The 23874-nt window shown below is 63.6% G+C and carries 29 protein-coding genes; 16 read left to right on the forward strand and 13 right to left on the reverse strand.

The window, feature by feature from the left end; all coding sequences use genetic code 11:
- Positions 1 to 13 precede the first annotated feature (13 nt).
- From FJV80_RS08175 to FJV80_RS08205, 7 genes are read right to left on the reverse strand one after another with little or no spacing between them, the layout of a single operon-like run.
- A complete protein-coding gene (locus tag FJV80_RS08175) occupies positions 14 to 913 on the reverse strand; it encodes a phospholipase (RefSeq protein ID WP_095770338.1) in 900 nt (299 codons plus the stop codon).
- A gap of 32 nt (positions 914 to 945) precedes the next feature.
- A complete protein-coding gene (locus FJV80_RS08180) occupies positions 946 to 2556 on the reverse strand; it encodes a molybdopterin-binding/glycosyltransferase family 2 protein (protein ID WP_095770339.1) in 1611 nt (536 codons plus the stop codon).
- A complete protein-coding gene (locus tag FJV80_RS08185) occupies positions 2553 to 3257 on the reverse strand; it encodes an XdhC family protein (RefSeq protein ID WP_095791539.1) in 705 nt (234 codons plus the stop codon). Before FJV80_RS08185 ends, FJV80_RS08180 begins: the two co-directional genes overlap by 4 nt.
- 6 nt (positions 3258 to 3263) lie before the next feature.
- Positions 3264 to 3602 (reverse strand): XdhC family protein, encoded by a 339-nt coding sequence (locus FJV80_RS08190; protein WP_095770876.1) that lies wholly within the window; start codon positions 3600 to 3602, stop codon positions 3264 to 3266.
- Between the two features lie 49 nt (positions 3603 to 3651).
- Positions 3652 to 4902 carry a VWA domain-containing protein gene (locus FJV80_RS08195; RefSeq protein ID WP_142876084.1) on the reverse strand — a complete coding sequence of 417 codons (1251 nt, stop codon included), beginning with the start codon at positions 4900 to 4902 and terminating at the stop codon, positions 3652 to 3654.
- 4 nt (positions 4903 to 4906) lie between these two features.
- Positions 4907 to 5836: a MoxR family ATPase gene (locus FJV80_RS08200; protein WP_142876085.1), complete on the reverse strand. Its 930-nt coding sequence runs from the start codon at positions 5834 to 5836 to the stop codon at positions 4907 to 4909.
- Complete coding sequence (locus tag FJV80_RS08205) at positions 5833 to 6360, reverse strand: flavin reductase (RefSeq protein WP_142876086.1); 528 nt, start codon at positions 6358 to 6360, stop codon at positions 5833 to 5835. Before FJV80_RS08205 ends, FJV80_RS08200 begins: the two co-directional genes overlap by 4 nt.
- A gap of 181 nt (positions 6361 to 6541) precedes the next feature.
- On the opposite strand from FJV80_RS08205, the gene FJV80_RS08210 reads away from it, so the two are divergent.
- Together FJV80_RS08210 and FJV80_RS08215 are read left to right on the forward strand one after the other, a co-directional pair.
- Positions 6542 to 7609 carry an ABC transporter substrate-binding protein gene (locus FJV80_RS08210; protein ID WP_142876087.1) on the forward strand — a complete coding sequence of 356 codons (1068 nt, stop codon included), beginning with the start codon at positions 6542 to 6544 and terminating at the stop codon, positions 7607 to 7609.
- Positions 7609 to 8634, forward strand: coding sequence for a P1 family peptidase (locus FJV80_RS08215; protein ID WP_142876088.1), 1026 nt, complete (start codon positions 7609 to 7611; stop codon positions 8632 to 8634). The genes FJV80_RS08210 and FJV80_RS08215 overlap by 1 nt, the downstream gene beginning before the upstream one ends.
- A 9-nt stretch (positions 8635 to 8643) precedes the next feature.
- Here the strand turns inward: FJV80_RS08215 and FJV80_RS08220 are convergent, their stop codons facing one another.
- Positions 8644 to 8898 carry a DUF2171 domain-containing protein gene (locus tag FJV80_RS08220; protein WP_095791543.1) on the reverse strand — a complete coding sequence of 85 codons (255 nt, stop codon included), beginning with the start codon at positions 8896 to 8898 and terminating at the stop codon, positions 8644 to 8646.
- Positions 8899 to 9030: 132 nt separating this feature from the next.
- On the opposite strand from FJV80_RS08220, the gene FJV80_RS08225 reads away from it, so the two are divergent.
- From FJV80_RS08225 to purB, 3 genes are read left to right on the forward strand one after another with little or no spacing between them, the layout of a single operon-like run.
- Complete coding sequence (locus FJV80_RS08225; protein WP_095770877.1) at positions 9031 to 9756, forward strand: DUF2259 domain-containing protein; 726 nt, start codon at positions 9031 to 9033, stop codon at positions 9754 to 9756.
- Positions 9753 to 10271, forward strand: a complete 519-nt coding sequence (locus tag FJV80_RS08230; protein ID WP_095791544.1) for a hypothetical protein — start codon at positions 9753 to 9755, stop codon at positions 10269 to 10271. The genes FJV80_RS08225 and FJV80_RS08230 overlap by 4 nt, the downstream gene beginning before the upstream one ends.
- A gap of 59 nt (positions 10272 to 10330) precedes the next feature.
- Positions 10331 to 11638 carry an adenylosuccinate lyase gene (gene purB / locus FJV80_RS08235; protein WP_038646437.1) on the forward strand — a complete coding sequence of 436 codons (1308 nt, stop codon included), beginning with the start codon at positions 10331 to 10333 and terminating at the stop codon, positions 11636 to 11638.
- A gap of 47 nt (positions 11639 to 11685) precedes the next feature.
- On the opposite strand, the gene FJV80_RS08240 is transcribed toward purB, so the two are convergent.
- The gene (locus FJV80_RS08240) at positions 11686 to 12498 is read right to left on the reverse strand and encodes a VOC family protein (RefSeq protein WP_095770878.1); all 813 of its coding nucleotides are present in this window, start codon (positions 12496 to 12498) and stop codon (positions 11686 to 11688) included.
- Between the two features lie 245 nt (positions 12499 to 12743).
- On the opposite strand from FJV80_RS08240, the gene FJV80_RS08245 reads away from it, so the two are divergent.
- Complete coding sequence (locus FJV80_RS08245) at positions 12744 to 13292, forward strand: alpha/beta hydrolase (RefSeq protein ID WP_142876089.1); 549 nt, start codon at positions 12744 to 12746, stop codon at positions 13290 to 13292.
- Positions 13293 to 13416: 124 nt separating this feature from the next.
- On the opposite strand, the gene FJV80_RS08250 is transcribed toward FJV80_RS08245, so the two are convergent.
- Positions 13417 to 14190, reverse strand: a complete 774-nt coding sequence (locus FJV80_RS08250) for an HpcH/HpaI aldolase/citrate lyase family protein (protein WP_095770350.1) — start codon at positions 14188 to 14190, stop codon at positions 13417 to 13419.
- A 167-nt stretch (positions 14191 to 14357) separates the two neighbouring features.
- Positions 14358 to 14678, reverse strand: a complete 321-nt coding sequence (locus FJV80_RS08255; protein ID WP_095770351.1) for a DUF1476 domain-containing protein — start codon at positions 14676 to 14678, stop codon at positions 14358 to 14360.
- Positions 14679 to 14954: 276 nt separating this feature from the next.
- On the opposite strand from FJV80_RS08255, the gene purC reads away from it, so the two are divergent.
- From purC to FJV80_RS08290, 7 genes are all read left to right on the forward strand, one after another.
- Positions 14955 to 15749, forward strand: a complete 795-nt coding sequence (gene purC, locus FJV80_RS08260; RefSeq protein WP_010909103.1) for a phosphoribosylaminoimidazolesuccinocarboxamide synthase — start codon at positions 14955 to 14957, stop codon at positions 15747 to 15749.
- A gap of 43 nt (positions 15750 to 15792) precedes the next feature.
- Positions 15793 to 16035, forward strand: coding sequence for a phosphoribosylformylglycinamidine synthase subunit PurS (gene purS, locus FJV80_RS08265; RefSeq protein ID WP_095788262.1), 243 nt, complete (start codon positions 15793 to 15795; stop codon positions 16033 to 16035).
- 19 nt (positions 16036 to 16054) lie between these two features.
- Positions 16055 to 16309, forward strand: a complete 255-nt coding sequence (locus FJV80_RS08270) for a hypothetical protein (RefSeq protein ID WP_142876090.1) — start codon at positions 16055 to 16057, stop codon at positions 16307 to 16309.
- Entirely contained in the window at positions 16306 to 16974 is a 669-nt protein-coding gene (purQ, locus tag FJV80_RS08275) for a phosphoribosylformylglycinamidine synthase subunit PurQ (RefSeq protein WP_142876091.1), read from the forward strand. Before FJV80_RS08270 ends, purQ begins: the two co-directional genes overlap by 4 nt.
- A 70-nt stretch (positions 16975 to 17044) precedes the next feature.
- Complete coding sequence (locus tag FJV80_RS08280) at positions 17045 to 17710, forward strand: glutathione S-transferase family protein (protein WP_142876092.1); 666 nt, start codon at positions 17045 to 17047, stop codon at positions 17708 to 17710.
- Positions 17707 to 18114 (forward strand): hypothetical protein, encoded by a 408-nt coding sequence (locus FJV80_RS08285; protein WP_095770354.1) that lies wholly within the window; start codon positions 17707 to 17709, stop codon positions 18112 to 18114. The genes FJV80_RS08280 and FJV80_RS08285 overlap by 4 nt, the downstream gene beginning before the upstream one ends.
- 1 nt (position 18115) lies before the next feature.
- A complete protein-coding gene (locus FJV80_RS08290) occupies positions 18116 to 18757 on the forward strand; it encodes a Pr6Pr family membrane protein (protein ID WP_142876093.1) in 642 nt (213 codons plus the stop codon).
- A gap of 9 nt (positions 18758 to 18766) precedes the next feature.
- On the opposite strand, the gene FJV80_RS08295 is transcribed toward FJV80_RS08290, so the two are convergent.
- Positions 18767 to 19018, reverse strand: a complete 252-nt coding sequence (locus FJV80_RS08295) for a DUF1127 domain-containing protein (protein ID WP_142876094.1) — start codon at positions 19016 to 19018, stop codon at positions 18767 to 18769.
- A gap of 93 nt (positions 19019 to 19111) precedes the next feature.
- On the opposite strand from FJV80_RS08295, the gene FJV80_RS08300 reads away from it, so the two are divergent.
- Positions 19112 to 20524 (forward strand): PLP-dependent aminotransferase family protein, encoded by a 1413-nt coding sequence (locus FJV80_RS08300; protein WP_142876095.1) that lies wholly within the window; start codon positions 19112 to 19114, stop codon positions 20522 to 20524.
- Positions 20525 to 20539: 15 nt separating this feature from the next.
- Here the strand turns inward: FJV80_RS08300 and FJV80_RS34465 are convergent, their stop codons facing one another.
- Positions 20540 to 20704, reverse strand: coding sequence for a hypothetical protein (locus FJV80_RS34465; RefSeq protein ID WP_185975163.1), 165 nt, complete (start codon positions 20702 to 20704; stop codon positions 20540 to 20542).
- Between the two features lie 253 nt (positions 20705 to 20957).
- Here FJV80_RS34465 and purL point away from each other — a divergent pair, with 253 nt between their 5' ends.
- Together purL and FJV80_RS08310 are read left to right on the forward strand one after the other, a co-directional pair.
- Entirely contained in the window at positions 20958 to 23189 is a 2232-nt protein-coding gene (purL, locus tag FJV80_RS08305; RefSeq protein ID WP_142876096.1) for a phosphoribosylformylglycinamidine synthase subunit PurL, read from the forward strand.
- Positions 23190 to 23236: 47 nt separating this feature from the next.
- Positions 23237 to 23770, forward strand: coding sequence for a hypothetical protein (locus FJV80_RS08310; protein WP_095788112.1), 534 nt, complete (start codon positions 23237 to 23239; stop codon positions 23768 to 23770).
- The last annotated feature ends 104 nt before the right edge of the window (positions 23771 to 23874 follow it).

Consider the following 23874-nt stretch of genomic DNA (forward strand, 5'->3'; position numbering starts at 1 on the left):
GGGGCAGCGCCGATCAAGGCGCCTTCGACAGCATCCAGTTCAGCGTGCCACGCCAGTCGACCATGCGGATTGGCGTGCCGTGCGTGCCGGTCTCGAAGCGGACGAAGCGGGTCGGATAGGGATAGGCCTTCGACCTGGCGATGATGGAGCGGAAGAAGGCTTCCTGGTTCGCTACGGGAAATACCACGTCATGGCTGCCCTGGCCGAAGAAGACGGGGACATGGCGCCTGAAGGCGGGACTTGCGAGGAAACTCTCGTCCCATAGCGATCCGAGCAGCAGCAGCCCGTTGATGCGCCGGCCGGTATCGTTGCGCGCGGCAAGCTTCCAGCACAGCGCGCCGCCCATCGAGCCGCAGGCGACGAAGATTTTCGCGCCTGGGGACTGTTCGGCATAATGATCGATCAATGCCGCGACCTGTGCGGCCCCCTTGTCACCGAAATCCGGGAAATCCGGCGAGAGATAAAGCCCGCCATTGCCGGCCATCAGGTTCTTGAGCCGGTTGAAATTGCCGCCGAAAGTGAAATCGTCGACGCCCTGCTTGCGACTGCCGCCCTGCCCGTGCAGGTAGAGCACGATGAGGGCAGCTCCTTGCGTCTTGCCGACGGCGACGTGCCTGACATCGCCGGCGTCCGTCTTCAGCATCAGATCCTGCTGCACCTGGCGCACGCTGGTGTCGGTGTATTGCGGATGCACGCGCTTTTCGGGCACTTCGTCGCGCTTGTTGATATCGCGCATCTCGCGGTAGTCGATGACGGTGTAAGCGCCGCCGTCGCCCGTCGACAAGGTCGCCGGATAGGCGAAGAGATCGTCCTTGAAGGGTTTCAGTTCGAGGGCATCGGCCTGGCCGGCAAGGCCAAGAACAAATAAAGCAGCCAGAAAGGCATGGAGTGGGGAAAGAAAACGAAAGGCCATACCGCAGGCTTGCGTAATTCGGCCCGGGTTTGTCAATCCTGCAGCACGCCGCCTGCACCTTCGAGCGCCTCGCGGGTGTCGACATCGACAGACGCGCCCTCGCCGATCTCGACATCGATGACATCGAGCCCCTCGGCCTCGACCAGATGGCGTGCGCCGGTATCGCCTTCGAGATGGGCGATGGCCGGGAACAGCGCGCGCGGCAGGAGCACCGGGTTGCCGCGCTTGCCCTGATGCGAGGCGCGGACCACGGAATTGCCTCCGGCCTTGCGGAAGGCATCGATCAGCCGGTCGAGATCGCCTGATACGACGCCAGGCATATCTCCCAGAACGATCATCACGCCGGCGGTGTCCTCGGGCAGATAGGCAATGCCGGCCTTCAGCGAGGTCGACAGGCCATCGGCGAAATCGGGATTGTCGGCGAAGGTCACATCCAGCCCCGCCAGCGCCGCACGCACGCGCTCGCGCTGATGGCCGGTGACGACGATCGTGCCCGAAGCCTTCGAGCCGAGCGCGCGCTCCGCGGTGCGGCGCACCAGCGGCTTGCCGTCGAACAGCGCCATGAGCTTGTTCGGGCCGCCCATGCGGCTTGACCGGCCAGCCGCCAGAAGCACTATGGCGACCTTGAGCCGGCTCTTGGCCGGCAGCGGTTCGCGCGGCTGCGGCCGCGTCGGGATTTCCATCAGCAGCCCGCCGACCCCCATGCCGGCGATATCCTTCGCGGTGACGTCGAGGCCGGCAACCAGGCGGTCGAGCACCCAGTCGAAGCCGTTTTCCTTGGGACTGCGGGCGCAGCCGGGCGCGCCGATGACTCGCTTGCCGCCGAGTGTACCGAGCACCAGCAGATTGCCGGGATCGACCGGCATGCCGGCGCGGACAACGGTTCCGCCGGCCCTCTCGATCGCCGCGGGAACGACATCGGCGAAATCGCTCATTGCCGAGGCGCCAAAGATCACCACCAGGTCATTGTCGCGCGCCAGCGAGGCGGCGGCCTCCGCCACGGGCGCGATCTCGTGCGGCGTGCGGCGTTCCGCCGTCAACCTGCCGCCCGAACGCGCCAGCCGCGCTTCGGTGACGCGCAGCGTCTTGTCGAGCACGCTGGGCTTGATGCCCGGCAGGACCGTCTGGATGACGCCGACGCGCACCGGCTGATAGGCGTTGACGGCAAAGATCTCGCCGCCGGCGCAGATCTTCATCACGGTGTCGACCAAGGTCGAAGCGACCGCGAAGGGGATGATCTTCACAGTCGCCACCATCTGGCCTTTTTCGACCGGAGCATGCTGCGCCAGCGTGGCAATGGTGATGGCGGGATCGACGGCGTTGATGGCGTCGATCATTGCCGCGCTGACCGTGAAGATGCCGGATGCCTTGGCGTGGAGATTGACCCGGCCAGTGGCCGCCGGCCTCACCTCGATGCCGCTGAACCTCATGCTCTCGGCAATTCTTTGCGCCGCGGCGTCCTCGCCGAGATCATCCGAGGCCAGCACCGCCGCAACGACCTGCGAGACGCCAGCCCGCTTGAGTACGGAAACATCTTCGGCGCTCAGCCTGTGCGCCTTGCGAAAGCGCTTTTCACCAGCGGTGGTGGCATGCGCCAGCACCGCGCCTTCTGCCTCTTCAATCGCAATCGGACCGAATTTCACGCTACCGCGCCTTTGGCATCGAGGCCGCGCGAGCGGAAGGCGTGGATGGTCTGCGCGAGAACGGCCACGGCGATCTCGGCGGGGCTCGCGGCACCGATATCGAGCCCGATCGGCGCATGGATACGGGCGATCTGGTCGGCAGTTGCGCCCAGCGCCAGCAGGCGCTCGACGCGCTTGGCGTGCGTCTTGCGGCTGCCAAGCGCACCGACATAGAAGCAATTGGCGTCTAGCGCGGCCTTCAGCGCGAAATCGTCGATCTTCGGGTCATGGGTGACGGCAGCAAGTGCGGTATAGCTGTCGAGCGGCTGGCGTTTCAGTACATCTTCCGGCCACTCGGCATGCAGAGCGACATCGGGAAAGCGGTCCGGCGTGGCAAAAGCGGTGCGCGGATCGATGATCTCGACGGGATAGCCGGCGATTTTCGCCATCGGCGCCAGCGCCTGGCTGATATGAACGGCGCCGATCACCACGAGGCGCGGCTGCGGCAGATGCGCGTTGAGAAAGAAGGTCCGCCCTTCGGCCTCGACCGAACCGGAATTGCCCGATCGAAAGGCCTTGGCGATCGCGGCTCCGAGATCCCCGGCGACCTGATCGCCCTCACGCACGATGCGGTCGCGGGCATCACCGAGATCGGTGACGAGGATCGCCGCACGGCGGGCGCGGCGCTCGGCATTCAAGGCTTTCAGCGCGTATGGATCCATCTGAGATCAGCCCAACCGCTCGACATACACCTTGATGCGGCCGCCGCAGGACAGGCCGACCTGCCAGGCGGTTTCGTCGGCGACGCCGAATTCGAGCATCCTGGCCTTGCCGGAGCCGATGACATCGATCGCCTCGGTCACCACCGCGCCCTCGACGCAGCCGCCCGAGACCGAGCCGTGAAAATTGCCTTCGGCGTCGATGACCAGATGGCTGCCGACAGGCCTCGGCGCCGAACCCCAGGTCTCGACCACGGTGGCAATGGCGACATCCTTGCCATCCTTCATCCAACCTTCCGCGATGATCAGCGGATCGCGGGCCTCATCGAGATAATGACTGTCGTTCATCGTTGCTTCTCTCAGGGTCTGTTTTTCCAGGGGGCCGGGAAACATATGGCTATGCGGCGTGCCTCGCGCCAGCTTCCATCCATCGCCGCGGATCGACGGACTGTGCCGACTTCTTGTCCAGCGACGCGCAGAGGTCGGCGAGCGCATCGAGATTGTGTACCGAGCGGAATTCATCGACATGCGGCAGCATCGCCTTGACGCCGCGAGCACGTGCCTGAAAACCGTCGAAGCGCAGCAACGGGTTCAACCAGATCAGCCGCCGGCAGGATTTATGCAGCCGCTCCATCTCCTGCGAAAGGCCGGCGACGTCGTCGCGCTCCAGCCCGTCGGTGATCAGAAGCACGACCGCGCCCTGTCCCAGCACGCGCCGCGACCATATCAGGTTGAACTCGGCCAGTGTGTCGCCAATGCGTGTGCCGCCGGACCAGTCCTTGACCGCCGCCGAACAATCGGCAAGGGCGGCATCGGGATCGCGGTGGCGCATCTGCCGGGTCAGATTGGTCAGCCGTGTGCCGAAGACGAAGGTGTGGACGCGGCGGCGTTTTTCCGTCAGCGCGTGCAGGAAATGCAGGAAGATGCGCGTGTACTGGCTCATCGAGCCGGAAATGTCGGCCAGCACCACCAGCGGCGGGTGGACTTCACGGGCCGAGCGGAATTTCGGCAGGATCAATTCGCCGCCGGTGCGCGCGGCCGAGCGCATCATGGCGCGCGGGTCGATGCGGCGGCCATGCGCATCCGCCTTGAAGCGCCGGGTCCGCACCATGTCGAAAGGCAGCCGCAGCTCGGCGATCGCCTTCTTCGCGTCCGCCATTTCGGTAGCGTTCATCTGGGCAAAGTCCTTGTCCCGCAACACCTCGTTGCCGGAAAAGGTGAAGCGGGCATCGACCTCGATCTCAGGGACCTCCTGCGGTGGCTGGTTTTTCTGATGGCCTTCGAACATTGCCTGGCTGACGCGGTTCTCGGCCGCGCGCGGCTTCTGCTTCTCCCTGACGTCGGGCGCCACGGGCGAAAACATCGCCAGCAGTTTCTCGATCAGTTCGCGCGATTTCCAGAACAGGCGGAAGGCCTCGTCGAAGACCGGGTGATCCTCGTGCCTGGACACCAGCACGGCATGCAGCGTCCAGTAGAAATCGTCACGCGAGCCGATGCCGGCGGCCAGCACCGCCTCGATGGCGTCCTTGACCGAGGCCGGCCCGACCCGCATGCCAGCCTTGCGCAAGGTGCGGGCGAAATAGACGATGTTGTCGGCGATGCGTCCGCCCGCCGTCGCCTCTTTGGGGTCGGAACGCGGCGCCTTCATCGCGTTACTCCGCCGCCGCGAGCTCGGCCTTGACCTCGTCGAGGATGCGCCGGCCCTCGCCCGTGCCGATGCGGGCAATGTCGTCCTGGTATTTCAACAGCACGCCGATCGTGTCGGACACGGTTTCCGGGTCGAGCGCCACCTTGTCGAGTTCGGTCAGCGCGCCGGCCCAGTCTATGGTCTCGGCGACTCCCGGCACCTTGAACAATTCGATCTGGCGCAGTTTCTGGATGAAGGAGACCACCTCCGCCGAAAGCCGCTGGTTGGCCCGCGGCACCTTGCGGCGCACGATCTCCAATTCGCGCTCGGCATTGGGATAATCGACCCAGTGATACAGGCAGCGCCGCTTCAGCGCGTCGTGGATCTCGCGGGTGCGGTTGGTGGTGATGATGACGATCGGCGGTTCTTCCGCCTTGATGGTGCCGAGTTCGGGCACCGTCACCTGGTAGTCGGAGAGGATTTCGAGCAGGAACGCTTCGAAGGCTTCGTCGGTGCGGTCAAGTTCGTCGATCAGGAAGACCGGGGCCGCTCCCGTCTTGCCAGTCAACGCATCGAGCACCGGTCGGCGGATCAGGTATTTTTCCGAGAAGACGTTGCGCTCCATGGCGGAGCGGTCGACCTTGCCGGCCGCCTCCTCCATGCGGATCTCGATCATCTGCGCGGCGTAATTCCACTCGTAGACAGCAGACGAAACGTCAAGCCCTTCATAGCACTGCAGGCGGATCAGCCGGCGGCCAAGCGCCTGCGCCAACACCTTGGCGATCTCGGTCTTGCCGACGCCGGCCTCGCCCTCGAGGAACAATGGCCGGTTCATGCGCAACGACAGGAAAAGCACAGTCGCCAGCGATCGATCCGCCACATAGTCCGCGCCGGTCAGGAGATCGAGCGTCTCGTCGATCGTCCGCGGTACGGGGCGCGGTTTCGTTTCGGTCATTCTTTCTCCGTGAACGCCGTCGCTCCGCTGTCCAGGACATGGTAGCCGCGGGCGTGATAGATCAGCGGCCGCAAATTATCGCCCATGCGAAGGCCTGTCACCTTGCCAAAAAGCACACGATGCGTGGCCAGGTCCTTGGTGCCGATCAGTTCGCAGTCGAAAACGGCCAGCGCCCCCTTCAGCGTCGGTGCGCCGGTGGAGATCACGTCCCATTCGCCGAGCGCGAAACGCTCCTCGACCGGCAGGCCGGTGATGCCGGAAAAGCCGACCGACAGCGGTTCCTGATGCGAAGCCAGCGTGTTCAGGGCAAACCGGCCGTTTTTCACGAACAGCTCATTGTTGGCGTTTTCGCGGTTGAGACAGACCAGGATGGTCGGCGGCGTGTCCGACACCGAGCAGGCAGCGATTACCGTCGTGCCGCGCTTGCCGGCGAGCCCGTCGGTGGTGACCACGTGAACGTGGCCGGCAAAATGGCTCATCGCGTCGCGATAGGCCTGCGGTCCAATGTCATTCTTCTTCAGCACCGGAAATTGTCCATAGCCAGAACCCTACCGCTATATATGGCCAGACATGACATGCCACAAGCGAAGTGCTTGGCCCATATCCCGAATTCGCGTGTTGCACCAAGGCCGGGCAGCCTTTAGGTCTTGGCGAGAATTGGCGCTCGCGCTGTTATCGCGGGCTTGGGAGGAACTCTTCGGCAGGATGCGACCCGGGGCAACGATATCCGCCGCGCTGGCCTGGCTGTTCTTGGCCGGCGCCGCCAGCGCCCAGACGCTGACGATCGGCGTTGCTGCTCCGTTGTCGGGACCGTCGGCCATCCTCGGCAAGCAGATCGGGGTCGGTGCCGGGCTCGCGGCGCAAGCAAACGGCGTCGAACTCAAGACCGAGGATGATGCCTGCACCGCCGATGGCGGTGCAGCCGCGGCCAGGGCTCTTGCCGCGGCCAGGGTCAGTGTCGTGATCGGCTTCCTATGCACCGAAGCCATCGAGGCGGCGATGCCGATCCTCAAGGACGCCAATATCCCGGTCATCACCGTCGGCGTGCGCACCGAAAGCCTTACCGATCGCCGCGCCAAAACCGGCTGGCCGGTCTATCGCCTGGGGCCTCGCGGCGACGATGAGCGCAACGCCGTTGCCTCCACCCTCACCCGTCTATGGCAGAACGAACTGTTCGCCATTATCGACGACGGCACCATCTATGGCCGCGAGATGGCCGAAACATTTCGCGCGGCGGCCGAGCAAGCGGCGCTGAAGCCGGTGTTCGTCGACACGTTCCGGCCGCAACTCGATAACCAGATAGGAATGATCGGTCGACTGAAGAAGGCCGGCGCCACGCATGTCTTTGCCGGCGGCGACGGCGACGACGTCGCCATTATGGGTCGCGATGCCGCACAGCTACAGGCCGGCATGGTCTTTGCCGGCGGCGAAAATCTGCGCACGCCGCCCGGAGACTTGGCCTATGCGACGGGCACGCTGATGATCGCGCCGCCCGAATGGGCCGATGTCGCCGACGCAAAGGCGCTGGAAAGCTTCTCCGCGCAAAAGATCGTGCCGGACGGCTACACGCTGCCGGCCTATGCGGCGGTGGAGATCGCCAAGGCCGCATCGACCTTGTCCCGGGGCAAGCCGCTGACCGAGGTGCTGAGCGGGCATGATTTCACCACGGCGATCGGGCCGGTCCGCTTTGACGCCAAGGGCGACCTCAGCCAGAGCCCCTACCGCGTCTTCCGCTTCGACGGCGCGCGCTTCGTGCCTTTGGAAAGCAATTGATGTTCCGCACCGGTCCTCGCAATCTGATCACCGACGTTGCCGGCCTGCGCGTCGGCAATGCATCCGACGCCCGGCTGAAATCCGGCGTGACGACGATCCTTTGCGACGAACCGGCGGTGGCCGGTGTCCAGATCCTGGGCGGTGCGCCAGGCACGCGCGAGACGGACCTGCTCGAACCGCACAATTCGATAGAGGCGATCCACGCCGTGGTGCTGTCGGGCGGTTCGGCTTTCGGCCTCGATGCCGCGTCCGGCGTGCAGGCGGCGTTGCGCGAGCGCGGCATCGGCTTCGAGGTGGGCGGATTTCGCGTGCCGATCGTGCCGGCGGCGATCCTGTTCGACCTGCGCAATGGTGGGGACAAGGAATGGGGCCGTTACCCCCCATATCGCGATCTCGGCTATGAGGCAGCACAATCCGCCGCCACCGATTTCCAGCTCGGCACGGTCGGTGCCGGCACAGGTGCGCTGACCGCCGGGCTGAAGGGCGGCCTGGGCTCCGCTTCGACGCTGCTGGACAGTGGCGTTACAATCGGTGCGCTGGCCGCCGTCAATCCGACCGGATCGGTGACCGTCGGGCGCACCCGCCATTTCTGGGCGGCGCCCTTCGAAATCGGCGACGAATTCGGCGGGCTCGGCTATCCCGCGCCCATGCCGGACGATGCGAAGAAGATCTTGCTGAAATACCGCGACAGACAGGCAGACAGGCAGATGGAAACCGGCGGCAACACCACAATCGCCGTCATCGCGACGGATGCGGTTCTCACCAAGGCCGAAGCGAAACGCCTGGCAATGTCGGCGCATGACGGCTTCGTGCGCGCCATCTGGCCGACGCACACGCCCGCCGATGGTGACCTCGTGTTCGCACTGGCGACGGGAACGAGCGGCATCCGGCTCGAGGCCGATGCGGCAATCGACCTCTATGCCGCGGCCGGGGCCACCATGGCGCGAGCCATCAGCCGTGGCGTGTTTGCCGCGACGCCAGCCGACAACGATCTGTTTCCCGTCTGGTCGTCGCGTTTGGGCTGAATCGATCAATCAGATCGGATCGGATTTTTCTTCCTCGAACGTCACCGCCACATCGGAATTCGCTGACAGCCACACCTTCTTGCCATCGACTTCTGCAACCAGGGCCAGAGGAATGTAGTGGTGATGACCTCTGTGAGCGCCCTCGCCGCTGTCGGCCTTGGTCAGCTTGATGCGCTGGCCGTCGATCTTGTCGACAGTGCCGAGATGCACGCCATCGGCGCCGACGACTTCCATATGCTCACGAATTTTGCTGGTGTCGGTCATGGTGGTTCTCCATTGGGACTGCCGACAATAACAACTGACGAGCCGATTGGATGCATCGGCTTTCGGCCCGCACGACGTTTTGATTTCGTCGTGCTAGGGATTGCAACGATCACGGCTGCCGGAGTGAAAAAGATGCGAGTGCTTTTCCTGTTTGCCGTTTGCCTGGCCGCGCAGCTCGGCGCGTCGATCGCCGTCCAGGCCGGCGATGTCGCCGATCTTGAAATCCTTGGCTTCAGCAAGGATGGCGGCGTGTTCGCCTTCGAGGAATACGGAGTCCAGGACGGGTCGGGCTTCCCCTATGCCAACCGCTATTACATCGACACCAGCACCGACAGCTTTCTCAAGGGCACGCCGATCAGGGTCCGGCTCGACGACGAGAACGCCAAGCTGGACGCGGCGCGCCTTCAGGCCCGGCAAAAGGGCGAGGCCATTGTCAGCCAGGCCGAGCTGAGCGCCAATCGCGGCATCACCGCCGGTTTCAACCCGGTGACCGAGCTTTCGGCCGATCCGCACCGCATGGCGGTCAATCCGCGGCCGATCTTCTCTCCGGTCGACCAACCGCTCGAGTTCCGGCTGGACGAGATCGGCATGAACAGCACCGAAGGCTGCGACAGCCAGGGCGAGATCAATGGCTTCCGGCTGCTGCGCGTCGCGGCGCAGGATGGCGGCACCACCAAATTGCTGCACGAGGACAAGTCGATCCCCAAAAGCCGCGGCTGCCCGAACGGTTACCGCATCGGTGCGGTCCAGACATTCTCCATGGATAGCCTCAGCGCCTATGCGGTGCTGATCGCGGTGCGCCAATATGGCTTCGAGGGTCCGGACTTCCGCTGGATCGCCGTGACCGGCCGCCTGTGAGTACGCACGTCGCCATACTCAGCCGCAACCTGAACTTCGTCCGCCGCGCCTTGCCAGGGTGGCGCGCGACGCTTTTCGGCTCGTTCTTGTGGGCCGCAACCATGGGCACGAGCGCGCTCATCAACCTGTTGCTGGACGATTGGGTGACGCCGGAGAAAATCCGCACCGTATCGCTGCTGTTTGCGGGCGGCGGCGCCCTCGCCTTTCCGGTCGGCCTGTTCGTGGCACGGCTGGTCTCACTGGGAAGGCGCCGGGAGGCAGCCTTCGCGGCGACAATGGTATGCCTTGCCGCCGCGACGATCGGGCTGACCGACGGGCTCTATGCCTTGCAGTACCGGTCATACTATGCCGAATGGCATGCACCGGTCTTCACCCTCACCTGGGGGTTTCAACTCGCCTTCACGATGGCGGTGGCGTCCTACCAGTTCATGGTGCTGGGCATCAGGCTCTATTTTCCGCTTGGGTTCATCGCCTTGTTTGCCGCCAGTCTCTGGTTTGCACAGCAGCGGCGTTGAGCATTTCGTCTGTCTCTGTTAGGAGGCGGGCTAACCCTCCGACACATCAGGACTGACCGATGATCCCTCGCTATTCCCGGCCGGAAATGGTCGCCATCTGGTCGCCCGAAACCCGGTTTCGCATCTGGTTCGAAATCGAGGCCCATGCCTGCGACGCGCTGGCCGAACTCGGCGTCATCCCGAAGGAAGCGGCAAAGACCATCTGGGAAAAGGGCGGTGCCGCGAAATTCGACGTCGAGAAGATCGACGAGATCGAACGCGTCACCAAGCATGACGTCATCGCCTTCCTCACACATCTTGCCGAATTCGTCGGACCGGATGCGCGTTTCATCCACCAGGGCATGACGTCTTCGGATGTCCTGGACACCTGCTTTGCCGTCCAGCTTACCCGCGCCAGCGACATTCTGCTCGCCGACATTGACGGCCTGCTTGCCGCGCTCAAGCGCCGCGCCTTCGAACACAAGGACACCGTTACCATCGGCCGCAGCCACGGCATCCATGCCGAGCCGACAACCTTCGGCATCAAGCTGGCGCAGGCCTATGCCGAATTCTCGCGCTGCCGCGAGCGGCTGGTGCACGCACGCGAAGACATCGCCACCTGCGCCATTTCCGGGGCGGTCGGCACCTTCGCCAACATCGAACCCTATGTCGAGGAGCATGTCGCGGCAAAGCTCGGGCTGAAGCCGGAGCCGGTGTCGACGCAAGTGATCCCGCGCGACCGCCACGCCATGTTCTTTGCCACGCTCGGCGTCATCGCCTCGTCGATGGAGCGGCTGGCGACCGAGATCCGGCACCTGCAGCGCACCGAGGTGCTGGAAGCGGAGGAATATTTTTCGCCGGGCCAGAAAGGCTCGTCGGCAATGCCGCACAAGCGCAACCCCGTGCTGACGGAAAACCTCACCGGCCTTGCCCGCATGGTGCGCTCCATGGCGCTGCCGGCGATGGAGGATGTGGCGCTCTGGCACGAGCGCGACATCTCGCACTCCTCCGTCGAGCGCATGATCGGTCCGGACGCCACGGTGACGCTGGATTTCGCGCTGTCACGGCTGACCGGCGTCGTCGACAAGCTGGTCGTCTATCCCGAGAACATGCTGAAGAACATGAACAAGTTCCGCGGCCTGGTGCATTCGCAGCGCGTCATGCTGGCGCTGACGCAGGCAGGCCTGTCGCGCGAGGACTCCTACCGGCTGGTGCAGCGCAACGCCATGAAGGTGTGGGAACAAGGCGCTGATTTTCTTGAGGAACTTTTGGCCGACAAGGAAGTCACCGCTGCCCTGCCGGAGGCGGAAATCCGTGAGAAATTCGACCTGGGCTACCACACCAAGCATGTCGACACGATCTTCAGGCGGGTGTTTGGAGAGGCTTGAGCTTCCTTCACCCCGTAGACGGGAGAAAGAAGCCGTGCCGACGCCGATCACGCCTTTCCGGGAACGGTCCTGATCACCGTGCCCCAGGGATCCTCACGGGTCGTTTCGCCGGTCACATTGTCCGAACGCATCTCGACCCAGGCGAGGCCCGAGCGCGACGGGTCGCGACGGCCGGCGCCGGCGCTCTGCCAGGCATTGGCGCCGATGTGATGATGGTAATGGCCTGACGACAGGAACACTGCCTGACCGCCATATCTGGCCACCGTGTCGAAGCCGAATTCCTGGTTCCACCAGGCTTCCGCCTCTTCCGGCCTGCCGACACGCAGATGGACATGGCCGACGATGCTGTTTTCCGGCGCGCCTCGCCACCCCGCATCGCCGGCCGGCACTTCGCCGACGACAGCCGGAATGTTGAGCCGCTCGGTCGCCATGGCGATCTTGTCGCCGTTCCATTTCCAGTCCTGCGGCCGGCGGTCGGCATAGATCTCGATGCCGTTGCCTTCGGGGTCGGTCAGGTAAAGCGCTTCGCTGACCAGATGGTCGGACGCGCCCTCGATGGCGATCTTGTCTGATATGGCGTGGTTGATCCAGCGGCCGAGATCGGCACGGCTGGGCAGCAGGAAAGCCGTGTGGAACAGGCCGGCGCTGCGCGGATCGTCCGGCTTGGCCGAAGCATCCGGCTCGAGGACCAGCAACGGACGGCTGCCGGCGCCGAGCGTGATCGCGCCATCGGCACGGCTCAATTCCTGCAGGCCGACAACCCGGCGATAATAGGCAGCGAGGCTCTCAGCATCGCGCGCCTTCAGCCCGACGCGGGCAACGCTCACCGGCGTGGTGGCGGCAAATGGCAGTTCGCTCATCATGGTCTCCATCGCGGCGACGCTTGATGAAGCTCCCAATGCCAGGGGCTCGGCGCCGCCGATTATTGTACGTCGTGTCAGCGCCAAAATCCCGGTCCTCCACGGCTGTTTCTCTCCTAACGACAGATCGTCGATCGCGATCGTTCACACAAGACAGCGAAAAGCGAACATGGTGTTCACCATTACGAGCAGAAGCGCGTCCATCAACGGTTGCACGAGGCAATCACGCTCGCTATCTCAGCTCCATGAAAGTCAAAGATGCAGATATCCTGATCGTCCCGGGCTACACCAACTCCGGACCCGAGCACTGGCAAACCCGCTGGCAATCGAAACTGTCGACGGCGCGGCGCGTCGAGCAGGCTGAATGGTCGAAGCCGGTCCGCGAGGACTGGACGGCGAGCGTGGCCAAAGCGGTCAACGAGGCCGAGAGGCCTGTGGTCATCGTCGCGCACTCGTTAGGGGTGGCTGCGGCCGTGCAGGCCATCCCGCAATTCGTCAGACCGGTCGCCGGCGCCTTCTTCGTGGCGCCGCCCGATGTTGCCAACCCTGGGATCAAGCCGAAGCACCTGATGACCTTCGGACCCTACCCGCGCGAGCCGCTGCCCTTTCCGTCGGTCGTGATCGCCAGCCGCAACGACCCGTTCTGTCCCTTCGGTGTCGCCGAGGACATAGCCGGCGCCTGGGGTTCGCTGTTCATCGATGCCGGCGAGACCGGCCATCTCAACCAGGATTCTGGCTTCGGCCCCTGGCCCGAAGGCTCGATGACCTTCGCCAAGTTCCTGACGGATCTGTGATTGAGACCCAAAGTCGGCGCACAGACTCCCGAAGAAACCGCCGAGCTCCAATAAACAATAATTTAAGGTGGCTCGCGAGCGCCTAACCGCCCGGCGCCGTGACGGCAGTTCCTCCGGTTCGGGTTCAGACTCCGATCGAATCCTTGATATCTTTCAGCAGGGTCCTTGCCCCCAACGAAATCAACGCGTGCTCGGAACCGGTGGCGAGCAGGCGATAGCCCATCGAGACGACCCGGCCGGCAATTGCTGGTTCGACGACATAGATCGCAGCATGTTTTCCGGCCTTGCGGGTGCGCTCGGCCACCGACGCCACCGTCTCCATCATGCTCTCCAGCGTCGAACTGACCGTGGCGCCATTGGTCCAGGCAATCGAGAAATCCGACGGCCCGAGGAAGATGCCGTCAATGCCGGGCGTGTCGAGAATGCCGTCGAGCGCGTCGAGCGCGGCGCGCGTCTCGACCATGGCAAAGGCCATGGTGCGCTGATTGGTGTCGCGCAGCCATTCGGCATAGTCGCCCTTGCCGTGGCGCGGAAAGGCATAGGTGGGGCCCCACGAGCGCTCGCCGAGCGGTGGGTATTTCATCGCCGCGGCGAACAGCTTTGCATCGGCCACCGAATTCACCATCGGCGCGATCACCGCCTCTGCGCCGAAATCGAGCGCCCGGCTTGCCATGTCGAAACGGCCGACGGGGATGCGCACCAGCGCCGGCTTGTTTGCGGCAAGCACGGGCAAGAGACCGCGCAGCACGCTGTCCTCGTGATGACCGCCATGCTGCATGTCGAGCGTGATGGCATCGAAGCCCTGTTTGGCGAGGATCTCGACGGTCAGGGCATCCGGCACGCCGGACCAAGCGGTGACCAGCGTTTCATCGGCGGCAAGGCGGGACTTCAGGGACATCTAGTCTTCTTCCTCGTTAATGTCGGCAGTTTCAGCCGGAAACCACGCCAAAGGCAAAGAAAAACCGCCCGGCTTGGCCGGGCGGTCGATTGGTCCAGTCATTCATTTTTGCCGCAGGTTCCGTCGCAAAACCGGGACACTCTTGCGAAACCCTGCGTCGGCCCGGATCAGGTGTTCTTGATCTGCTCGATCGCCTGCGCCATCAGTTCGTCCATGGTGCGGCGGATCTGATGGTCCGACTGGTCGACGCCGGCGGCATCGAAATCCTTACGGATCTTGCGGAACACGTCGTGATCACCGGCTTCCTCGATGTCGGAAACAACGACTTCCTTGGCATAGGTATCGGCGTCGGCACCCGACTTTCCGAGCTTTTCGGCGGCCCACAGGCCGAGCGCCTTGTTGCGGCGCGCCGACGCCTTGAACCGAAGCTCTTCGTCGAACACAAATTTGCGCTCGAAGCCCTCTTCGCGATCTTTCATGCTGCTCATGGCGTCCCTCCGGGTCAAATGCGATTCGTTGGCAAGAGATATGTGTGTTGCCAAAGCACAAACCAAAACGTCGCGAGCCGGTCAATACGCTTCGTCATATGCTGCGCTGCGGCATTTCAGTCCGGAAAGCGGTTGATTGGACGGATTTGCCGATTGAGCAAACGGTGTGATTGGGATAGACCCGGCATTGAACCCAACCGTCGCCGCAACTAATATAGGCAGACGGACAGGAACTGGTCGCTTGCCGCCTGCCCGCAAATCCAGAGAAAAAATCAGATGAAAAATCGCCGCCGCATTTATGAAGGCAAGGCCAAGATCCTCTATGAGGGACCGGAGCCGGGTACGCTCATCCAGTTCTTCAAGGATGACGCGACCGCTTTCAACAAGAAGAAACACGAGGTCGTCGACGGCAAGGGCGTGCTCAACAACCGCATTTCCGAGCACATCTTCAACCACTTGAACCGCATGGGCATCCCGACCCACTTCATCCGCCGGCTCAACATGCGCGAGCAGCTGATCAAGGAAGTCGAGATCATCCCGCTCGAAGTGGTGGTGCGCAACGTCGCCGCAGGTTCGCTGTCGAAGCGCCTCGGCATCGAGGAAGGCACCGTCCTGCCGCGCTCGATCATCGAATTCTACTACAAGGCCGACGCGCTCGACGATCCGATGGTGTCGGAAGAGCACATCACCGCCTTCGGCTGGGCAAGCCCGCAGGAGATCGACGACGTGATGGCGCTCGCCATCCGTGTCAACGATTTCCTCTCCGGCCTGTTCATGGGCGTCGGCATCCAGCTCGTCGACTTCAAGATCGAATGCGGCCGCCTGTTCGAGGGCGACATGATGCGCATCGTCGTCGCCGACGAGATTTCGCCGGACTCCTGCCGCCTGTGGGACGTGGCAACGCAGGACAAGCTCGACAAGGACCGTTTCCGCCGCGACATGGGCGGCCTCGTCGAGGCCTACCAGGAAGTCGCCCGCCGCCTCGGCATCATGAACGAGAACGAGCCACCGCGCCCGACCGGCCCGGTGCTTGTCGCCTCGACCGACGTCGTCAAAGGCAAGCCGCACTGATAGCGGTTCGCGATCCGATACTTAGAACAGGAGCATGTCCAGCGTGATCAAGGCCCGCATTACCGTCACCCTCAAGAACGGCGTCCTCGACCCGCAAGGCAAGGCGATCGAACACGCGCTGTCCGGTCTGGGCTTCGACGGCGTCGGCGCGGTACGGCAGGGCAAGGTGTTTGACGTCGAACTGGCGGAAAGCGACAAGGCCAAGGCCGAAGCCGATCTGAAAGCTATGTGCGACAAGCTGCTGGCGAATACGGTGATTGAGAATTATAGTGTGGCCATAACCTGAGGTTGTGTCGGAGGGGTTGGTGGCCGAGATCGATGGCAGCTTGATATTTGAAACCCTCAAGTCCATCCAGTCTCGGTTAGACAGGATGGACTTGACGCTCGGAGAGGTGAAATCCGAGCTTGGTTCCATTCGAGGTCATCTCATAGCCACTGAAAATGACGTGAAAAACATCTATGGTGTGCTCGCTCGCCAGGATGATCGGCTCGAACATATCGAACGCCGTCTCGACCTGCGCGAACTAGCCGAAGCCCAGAGGCCTTACGAACCAAAATGAAATCTGCCGTCGTCCTCCTGCCTGGCCTCAACCGCGACCGCGACATGATCGCGGCGCTGACCAAGATTTCGGGAAAACCGCCGGTTACCGTCTGGCAGACCGCCACTGAAATCCCTGACGTCGACCTGATCGCCATTCCAGGCGGCTTCTCCTTCGGCGACTATCTGCGCTGCGGCGCGATCGCGGCGCGCATGCCGGTGATGCGGGCCGTCGCCGAAAAGGCCGCCAAGGGCGTCACGGTCATCGGCGTCTGCAACGGTTTTCAGATCCTGGTCGAGGCCGGCCTGCTGCCGGGGGCGCTCATGCGCAACACCTCGCTGAAGTTCGTCTGCCGGCAGATCAAGCTCGAGGTCACCAACGCCAACACCATGTTCACCCGCCGTTACCAGCCGGGTCAGATCATCCGCTCGCCGGTGGCGCATCACGACGGCAATTACTTCGCCGAAGCCGAAACCCTTGCCCGCCTCGAAGGCGAAGGCCAGGTGGTGTTCCGCTATGCCGAGGGTACCAATCCCAATGGCTCGATCAACGACATTGCCGGCATCATCAACGAACATGGCAATGTGCTTGGCCTGATGCCACATCCGGAAAACCTGATCGAGGCCGCCCATGGCGGCAGCGACGGCCGGGCGCTGTTCGAAGGCGCGCTCGGTATCGCCGCTTGACGATCTCAGCCGAGAATGCGGTAAGCCTTACACGGACATCGAGTCCATTGCTCTGGGGAGAGAGACGGTCATGAAACTCTATTCGCGGCCGTTGTCGCCCTATTCGTCGATCGTGCGGGCGCTTGCCTATATCAAGGACGTGCCGCTCAAGATCATCGCGCCGCCGCCGGGTTTTCCAATCCCCGAAGCGTTTCGCGCCATTTCGCCACTGAACCGGATTCCGGTGCTGATCACAGGCTCGGGCGAGACGATCCTCGAATCGGTGGTCATCGCCGAATATCTCGAGGAGCGGTTCCCGGAGCCAGCGCTGCTGCCGCCTGACTCCAAGGATCGCGCGCTGGTGCGCATGTTCGCCCGCATCACCGACCTCGACGTGCTGACGCCGACCATGAAGCTTTTCGAGCTTCATTTCGTGCCGAAGCGCAACAATGCCGACATCGATGCCCAGTTCGCCCGTCTGCATCACGGACTGGCAGCGATCGAGGCGCGCATGGCGCAAGGCCCCTTCGCGCTCGGCAACGACATCAGCCTTGCCGACGCCTGGCTGACGCCGACCCGGTTCATCTTCAACAATTTCCGCGCCATGACGGGCCGCCACGACCTGCTCGACGCCTATCCCAAATTCGATGCCTATGAGCAGATCGCCTCGCAGCATCCGGCCTTGTCGCGGGTCTGGGGCGAGATGACCGACGGCTTGAAGATCTTTCTGTCCGAACTCGAGATGGGTGCCGCTTGATCAAGAGCAAGACGATCGTTCTCGTCGCAGCCGCAGGCTTAGCCCTGGCGTCCTGCCAGTCGAGCCCGAAGAGCACGCCTGTGCCGTCGGGCAAAAGTGCGGCGCTGCTGGCCATGGAACAAGTGGCGATCGCAGCCCACAAATGCTGGATCGCCAGCAAGGACCCGGCCTTCAAGCAATATCAGATGGCTAATGAACTGAACTCGTTCAGCGGCACGCCGCGTTTCCTTTTGGTGCCGGCCAAGCATTATGGCGGCAAGCCGCTGCTGGTCGTGCAGGCGCAAGGCAATTCGAGCCGTGTCGACGTGTTCGGACCGCTGATGAACGACCCGCTCGGCGCACGCATCGGCTCGGACATTGCCCGCTGGCAGACGGGCAATCCGGCCTGCGCCGCGACCGCCTGACATGGGCCGCTTCCTGCAGGTGGTGGGTCTGGCCATCGGCCTGGCCGGCCTCGTCCTGCAGTTCTGCATCACCGTTCCGGCATCGATGGAGGCCGGCCGCAGCCTGCTCGGCTCTATCGTGTTCTACTTCAGCTTCTTCACCATCCTGACCAACATTGGTGCCGTGCTGGTGTACACATCCCTGCTCTCATCCACGGGCTATGCCTGGCTGCCGGCCTTCGCCGTGCCGCAGATGCGTGCGGGTGTTGCGGTTTCGATCACCGTCGTCTTCATCTTCTATGCCACCGTTCTGGCACGGCTCTGGCAGCCGCAGGGCCTGTTCCTGCTCTGCGATGTGCTGCTGCACTATGTGACGCCGGTGCTGTTCGTGCTGTGGTGGCTGGCAGCAGGGGCCGACGGCAGAACGAGGTGGAGCGACATTTCCTGGTGGATGCTCTACCCCATCGCCTATCTCGCCTATGCGCTGGTACGGGCACCGATCGCGGGCGAAGTGCCCTACCCCTTCCTCGATGTCGCCAAGAACGGCGCCGCCAGCGTCGCCATTGCGGCCTTGGCCATCACCGCGCTGTTCCTGGTGATCTCGATCATTGCCGCTTTTATCGATCGCGGCATCGGCCATCGCGAGGCCAAACCGGTCCGTTAAGAATGGCGTCTATTCCCAAAAGCGCCTGATGCCCTCGCGGTGGGCATCGCAGCGGGAGATACCGATATCCTTGAGCTGATCGTCGGTCATCTCCAGCAAAGCCAGCCGGCCGCGCCGGCGCTCCAGCAAATGGCCGATCCATCGTGCCAGCGAGCTGACCAGACGCACCAGACGGCCGACAAAGCCTCGCTGGCCTGACGGGCGCAGCGCCTCGCCTGGAAATGCGGCTCTGGGATGACGGATTGTCGCGATTGTATCCATTTTCTTTCTGCCAAGACTCTCAATTGCACCCCTTTTGGCGCCCGATTGATATGTATTGACTCATAATTCGGTGCAATATAGAAAATTGTCACCATGACAAATTGGCTTCCAGATCTGACCGGCGGCGCCGGACCCCTCTATCAACGCCTCGCGGACTCCGTTGAGGCGGGCATCGACCAGGGCGTGATCGGCGCCGGAACAAAACTGCCACCCCAGCGCGACCTCGCCTATGACATCGGCACCACGGTCGGTACGGTCGGCCGGGCCTACCAGTTGCTGCGTGAGCGCGGGCTGGTGAGCGGCGAAGTCGGGCGTGGAACCTATGTGCTTGGCCGGCGCGCCGAAGGCGTGAAACCGGAGGCGCCCGACGTCAGCGTGGAAGGCACGCGCTATGTCGATGCGCCTCAGGACAAACTGCGTTTCGACAGCACGGCGGCACCCGATGTCGGCCAGGGCACTGATATCGCCGATGTGCTGTCGCGCACCGCGCAGGATCATCCCCATGAAATCTCGAGCTACACGCGTGATTTTCCTGGCCGCTGGTACGAAGCCGGCGCCCGCTGGCTGTCGAGAAACACCTTCCGCCCGGCCGCCGACAGCATCGTTCCGACGCTCGGCACCCATGCCGCGGTGATGGCGGCGATCGCCGCACTCACCACGCCGGGCGACTATGTCGCCTTCGAACACCTCACCTATTCGCAGATCTCGCGCAGCGCCGGGCTGATCGGCCGGCGCACGGCACTGGTGGCCTCGAATGACGAAGGCCTCGACCCTGCCGATTTCGAGCGCGTCTGCGCGCAAAAGCATCCGAGGATGATCTTCCTGATGCCGACGGCGCAGAATCCGACCTTGACGACACTGTCCGCAGCGCGCCGCGAGGCGATCGCGCGTGTCGCGCGCGAATACAACGTCATCCTGATCGAGGATGATCTTTACGGCCACCTGACGGACGATCCGACACCGTTGCTTGCTGAATATGCCCCAGAGAGAACCATCGTCGCCGGCGGTCTGTCGAAATCGGTAGCGGCCGGTATCCGCGGCGGCTGGCTCTCCTGCCCTCCCGCCTATCGCCACCGGATCCGTGTCGCCCACAAGATGATCACCGGCGGCATGCCCTTCCTGCTGGCGGAGGTGAATACGAGGCTGGTGCTCTCCGGTCAGGCCAGCGATATCCGCAAGCGCAGCATCGCCGAAATCAGCGCCCGTATCGCGATCGTGCGCGAAACCTTGGCCGGCTTCGCGTTCAAGTCACATGACAAGGTGCCCTTTGTCTGGCTGACTTTGCCCGACCCATGGCTTTCCGGCACATTCAAGAATGCCTGTCTCGAACACGGCGTGCTGATCGACGACGAGGACGAGTTCAAGGCCGGCCGCTCCGAACAGGTCTTTCACGGTGTCCGCTTCGGCACCTCGCAGCCGAGGCAGCGCAGCGATGTCGCCGACGGCGTTGCCGTCATCTGCCGTCTCCTCGACGAAGGCCGCGCCGGCTACGACAGCTTTTCGTGAGAAACCTGAATCAGATCAGCCCTCGGCCTTGAAGTTTTTGGCTTCCTCCTTGGCCTTGTCCTTGCCGTGCTTCTCGGCCATTTCCTTCGCCTGTCCGGGCGAAACGTCTGTGGTTTCGGCGAGATGAAGAGCCTCCTTGTCCGAGAGGCGATTGTCTTTGTTGTTCTGCTTGGTAGCCATGGTCCTGATCTCCTGAAGGGTTGGAACCCAACGGCCGGGATGCCATAGCGTTCCCATGCGGCTTTGCATTCCTCACGGTGACCTCGCGGATCACCGCTGGCGCGACGGGCGCCTGAAAGCTCCCGGTGCGGACTACGCCGACCGTCACCTTGTTGCTTTCTGTCTTTTTCGCTCATCGACGGGTGTATCGGCCGCAAAGCTTGCGATAAGAGGGGACTCAAAATCCCCGCTCCATGGACATAAATCACCGCCCATGACCATTTCCAATTCCGTGCCGATCACCCCACAGCTCATCGCCGCGCATGGGCTGAAGCCAGACGAATATCAGCGCATCCTGGACCTCGTCGGGCGCGAACCGAGCTTTACCGAGCTCGGCATCTTCTCGGCGATGTGGAACGAGCACTGCTCCTACAAATCCTCGAAGAAGTGGCTGCGCACGCTGCCCACCACCGGACCGCAGGTCATCCAGGGGCCAGGCGAGAATGCCGGCGTGGTCGACATCGGGGACGGCGACTGCGTCGTCTTCAAGATGGAAAGCCACAACCACCCCTCTTTCATCGAGCCCTACCAGGGCGCGGCGACCGGCGTCGGCGGCATTTTGCGCGACGTCTTCACCATGGGCGCACGGCCGATCGCGGCGATGAATGCACTGCGCTTCGGCGCGCCCGATCACCCCAAGACCAGGCATCTCGTCGCCGGCGTGGTTTCGGGCGTCGGCGGCTACGGCAATTCCTTCGGCGTGCCGACAGTCGGCGGTGAGGTCAATTTCGACGCCCGCTACAACGGCAACATCCTGGTCAACGCCTTTGCCGCCGGCCTCGCCAAGACCAATGCCATCTTCCTGTCGGAGGCCAAGGGCGTCGGCCTGCCGGTCGTTTATCTCGGCGCCAAGACCGGCCGCGACGGCGTCGGCGGCGCCACCATGGCCTCGGCCGAATTCGACGACAAGATCGACGAGAAGCGCCCGACCGTGCAGGTCGGCGATCCCTTCACCGAAAAGTGCCTGCTCGAAGCCTGCCTCGAACTGATGGCCTCGGGCGCCGTCATCGCCATCCAGGACATGGGTGCGGCCGGCCTCACCTGTTCGGCGGTCGAGATGGGCGCCAAGGGCGACCTCGGCATCGAGCTCGATCTCGACAAGGTGCCGGTGCGCGAGGAGCGCATGAGCGCCTATGAGATGATGCTGTCGGAAAGCCAGGAGCGCATGCTGATGGTGCTGCGGCCCGAGAAGGAAAAGGAGGCCGAGGCGATCTTCCACAAATGGGGCCTCGACTTTGCCATTGTCGGCAAGACCACCGACGATCTGCGCTTCCGCGTGCTGCATCAGGGCGACCAGGTCGCCGATCTGCCGATCAAGGATCTCGGCGACAAGGCGCCGGAATATGACCGCCCCTGGATCGAGCCGAAGAAGCCCGCACCGCTCGCCGCCAACGACATTCCGCAGGCCGATGTTGCCGATGCGCTGCTGAAGCTGCTCGGCGGGCCGGACCTGTCGTCGCGCCGCTGGGTCTGGGAACAGTATGACACGCTGATCCAGGGCAATTCACTGCAGCTTCCCGGCGGCGATGCCGGCGTGGTGCGGGTGGAAGGCCATGCGACCAAGGCGCTCGCCTTTTCGTCCGACGTGACGCCGCGCTATTGCGAAGCCGATCCCTATGAGGGCGGCAAGCAGGCCGTGGCCGAGTGCTGGCGCAACCTGACCGCCACCGGCGCACTGCCGCTGGCGGCCACCGACAACCTCAATTTCGGCAACCCGGAACGGCCCGAGATCATGGGCCAGTTGGTCGGCGCGGTGAAGGGCATTGGCGACGCCTGCCGCGCGCTCGGCTTCCCGATCGTGTCGGGCAATGTCTCGCTCTACAACGAGACCAACGGCCAGGGCATCCTGCCGACACCGACTATCGGCGGCGTCGGCCTCATCGCCGACTGGTCGAAGATGGTGCGCACCGGCTTTGCGGCCGAGGGCCAAATGATCCTGCTGGTCGGCGCGCCCGCCTCCTGGGGCACGCATCTTGGCCAGTCCGTCTACCTCAGGGACATCCATGGCCGCACCGACGGGCCGCCGCCGCCGGTCGATCTCGCGCATGAGAAGCGCGTCGGTGACCATGTGCGCTCGCTGATCGTCTCCGGCATCGTCACCGCCGCGCATGACGTTTCCGATGGCGGCATCGCCGTGGCGCTGGCCGAAATGGCGATGGCGTCGGGCATCGGCGCGACCGTTCCCGGCCTTGTCGGCACCGATCCGATCCCGGTCTGGTTCGGCGAGGATCAGGGCCGGTATCTGCTGACGCTGTCGATCGACCCGCATGGCGAGGAATGGGACGCCATCCGCAAGCAGCAGGGCGAACTCGGCATCTTCGCGCCATGGATCGGCTCGACCGGCGGCGATGCGCTGAAGCTCGGCGATGCCAGGACGATTCCGGTCAGTGAATTGACCGCCGCCCACGAAGGCTGGTTCCCCCGCTTCATGGACCAGGCCAGTTGAGCAGAGCATGATCCCGAAAAGTGGGAACCGGTTTTCGGAAAAGATTCATGTTCAATCACAGGAAACTGGCTGCCCGGGTGCTGCTTGCAGTCGTTTTCTGGCCGTCGCTGTTCTTCTTCTGGTTCCTCGGGCCGTTCGTTTTTTTCCTGCTGTCGACGACCTCAAGCGAGGTTTGCCCGAGGCTGGATACGCGTGCCGAGTTCCTTGACGCGGCCAATGGCGGGCTGCCGATGCTGGTGCTGCAGAACCTCATCTATGCAGTTCCGATAGTCTGTTTGGTGCTCTGGAACCGGCTTCTGCCGGAGCCGGCGCGGGCAATGCAGATCGTCACCTGCATCAAGCTTTTCGCCGTCGCGGCCGTCCTGGGGGCCTTGTGGGAGTATGGCTCTTCGCTTGTCTGCGACGGCTATGGCCAACCGTTCTTCTCGCCCGCCTGGCGGATGACCAGCTACCTGCCGATCGCCAACCTGGCGGTCAACATCCCTCTCTATGGTCTGGTTTTCAGCCTTGGCCGCGCCTTCTCGATGCGCGAAGACGACCCAGCGGCCGATGCCGTCGATCCGGACAGGAATGCGTCCTAGGCGACAATCACGCTGGTGCTGGACGGAACGGCTTCAATCGCGGCCGGAAAGGCTTTAGGTTTACCCCGACTCTCATCGCACGGGCGGCCATGCTGCCGCTCGCC

The organism is Mesorhizobium sp. WSM4310, from assembly GCF_007003935.1.
Classification (GTDB): domain Bacteria; phylum Pseudomonadota; class Alphaproteobacteria; order Rhizobiales; family Rhizobiaceae; genus Mesorhizobium.

Bases quoted from the DNA above. Each gene is read 5' to 3' on its own strand.
- purB (WP_038646437.1), top strand. From the start codon at position 10,331: ATGATCCCTCGCTATTCCCGGCCGGAAATGGTCGCCATCTGGTCGCCC.
- FJV80_RS08195 (WP_142876084.1), bottom strand. From the start codon at position 4,902: ATGAAGGCGCCGCGTTCCGACCCCAAAGAGGCGACGGCGGGCGGACGC.
- FJV80_RS08310 (WP_095788112.1), top strand. From the start codon at position 23,237: ATGTTCAATCACAGGAAACTGGCTGCCCGGGTGCTGCTTGCAGTCGTT.
- FJV80_RS08255 (WP_095770351.1), bottom strand. From the start codon at position 14,678: ATGAGCAGCATGAAAGATCGCGAAGAGGGCTTCGAGCGCAAATTTGTG.
- FJV80_RS34465 (WP_185975163.1), bottom strand. From the start codon at position 20,704: ATGGCTACCAAGCAGAACAACAAAGACAATCGCCTCTCGGACAAGGAG.
- purC (WP_010909103.1), top strand. From the start codon at position 14,955: ATGAAAAATCGCCGCCGCATTTATGAAGGCAAGGCCAAGATCCTCTAT.
- FJV80_RS08300 (WP_142876095.1), top strand. From the start codon at position 19,112: ATGACAAATTGGCTTCCAGATCTGACCGGCGGCGCCGGACCCCTCTAT.
- purL (WP_142876096.1), top strand. From the start codon at position 20,958: ATGACCATTTCCAATTCCGTGCCGATCACCCCACAGCTCATCGCCGCG.
- FJV80_RS08225 (WP_095770877.1), top strand. From the start codon at position 9,031: ATGCGAGTGCTTTTCCTGTTTGCCGTTTGCCTGGCCGCGCAGCTCGGC.
- FJV80_RS08210 (WP_142876087.1), top strand. From the start codon at position 6,542: ATGCGACCCGGGGCAACGATATCCGCCGCGCTGGCCTGGCTGTTCTTG.
- FJV80_RS08200 (WP_142876085.1), bottom strand. From the start codon at position 5,836: ATGACCGAAACGAAACCGCGCCCCGTACCGCGGACGATCGACGAGACG.
- FJV80_RS08185 (WP_095791539.1), bottom strand. From the start codon at position 3,257: ATGGATCCATACGCGCTGAAAGCCTTGAATGCCGAGCGCCGCGCCCGC.
- FJV80_RS08240 (WP_095770878.1), bottom strand. From the start codon at position 12,498: ATGAGCGAACTGCCATTTGCCGCCACCACGCCGGTGAGCGTTGCCCGC.
- FJV80_RS08290 (WP_142876093.1), top strand. From the start codon at position 18,116: ATGGGCCGCTTCCTGCAGGTGGTGGGTCTGGCCATCGGCCTGGCCGGC.
- FJV80_RS08245 (WP_142876089.1), top strand. From the start codon at position 12,744: ATGAAAGTCAAAGATGCAGATATCCTGATCGTCCCGGGCTACACCAAC.
- FJV80_RS08295 (WP_142876094.1), bottom strand. From the start codon at position 19,018: ATGGATACAATCGCGACAATCCGTCATCCCAGAGCCGCATTTCCAGGC.
- FJV80_RS08220 (WP_095791543.1), bottom strand. From the start codon at position 8,898: ATGACCGACACCAGCAAAATTCGTGAGCATATGGAAGTCGTCGGCGCC.
- FJV80_RS08175 (WP_095770338.1), bottom strand. From the start codon at position 913: ATGGCCTTTCGTTTTCTTTCCCCACTCCATGCCTTTCTGGCTGCTTTA.
- FJV80_RS08215 (WP_142876088.1), top strand. From the start codon at position 7,609: ATGTTCCGCACCGGTCCTCGCAATCTGATCACCGACGTTGCCGGCCTG.
- purQ (WP_142876091.1), top strand. From the start codon at position 16,306: ATGAAATCTGCCGTCGTCCTCCTGCCTGGCCTCAACCGCGACCGCGAC.
- FJV80_RS08250 (WP_095770350.1), bottom strand. From the start codon at position 14,190: ATGTCCCTGAAGTCCCGCCTTGCCGCCGATGAAACGCTGGTCACCGCT.
- FJV80_RS08190 (WP_095770876.1), bottom strand. From the start codon at position 3,602: ATGAACGACAGTCATTATCTCGATGAGGCCCGCGATCCGCTGATCATC.
- FJV80_RS08280 (WP_142876092.1), top strand. From the start codon at position 17,045: ATGAAACTCTATTCGCGGCCGTTGTCGCCCTATTCGTCGATCGTGCGG.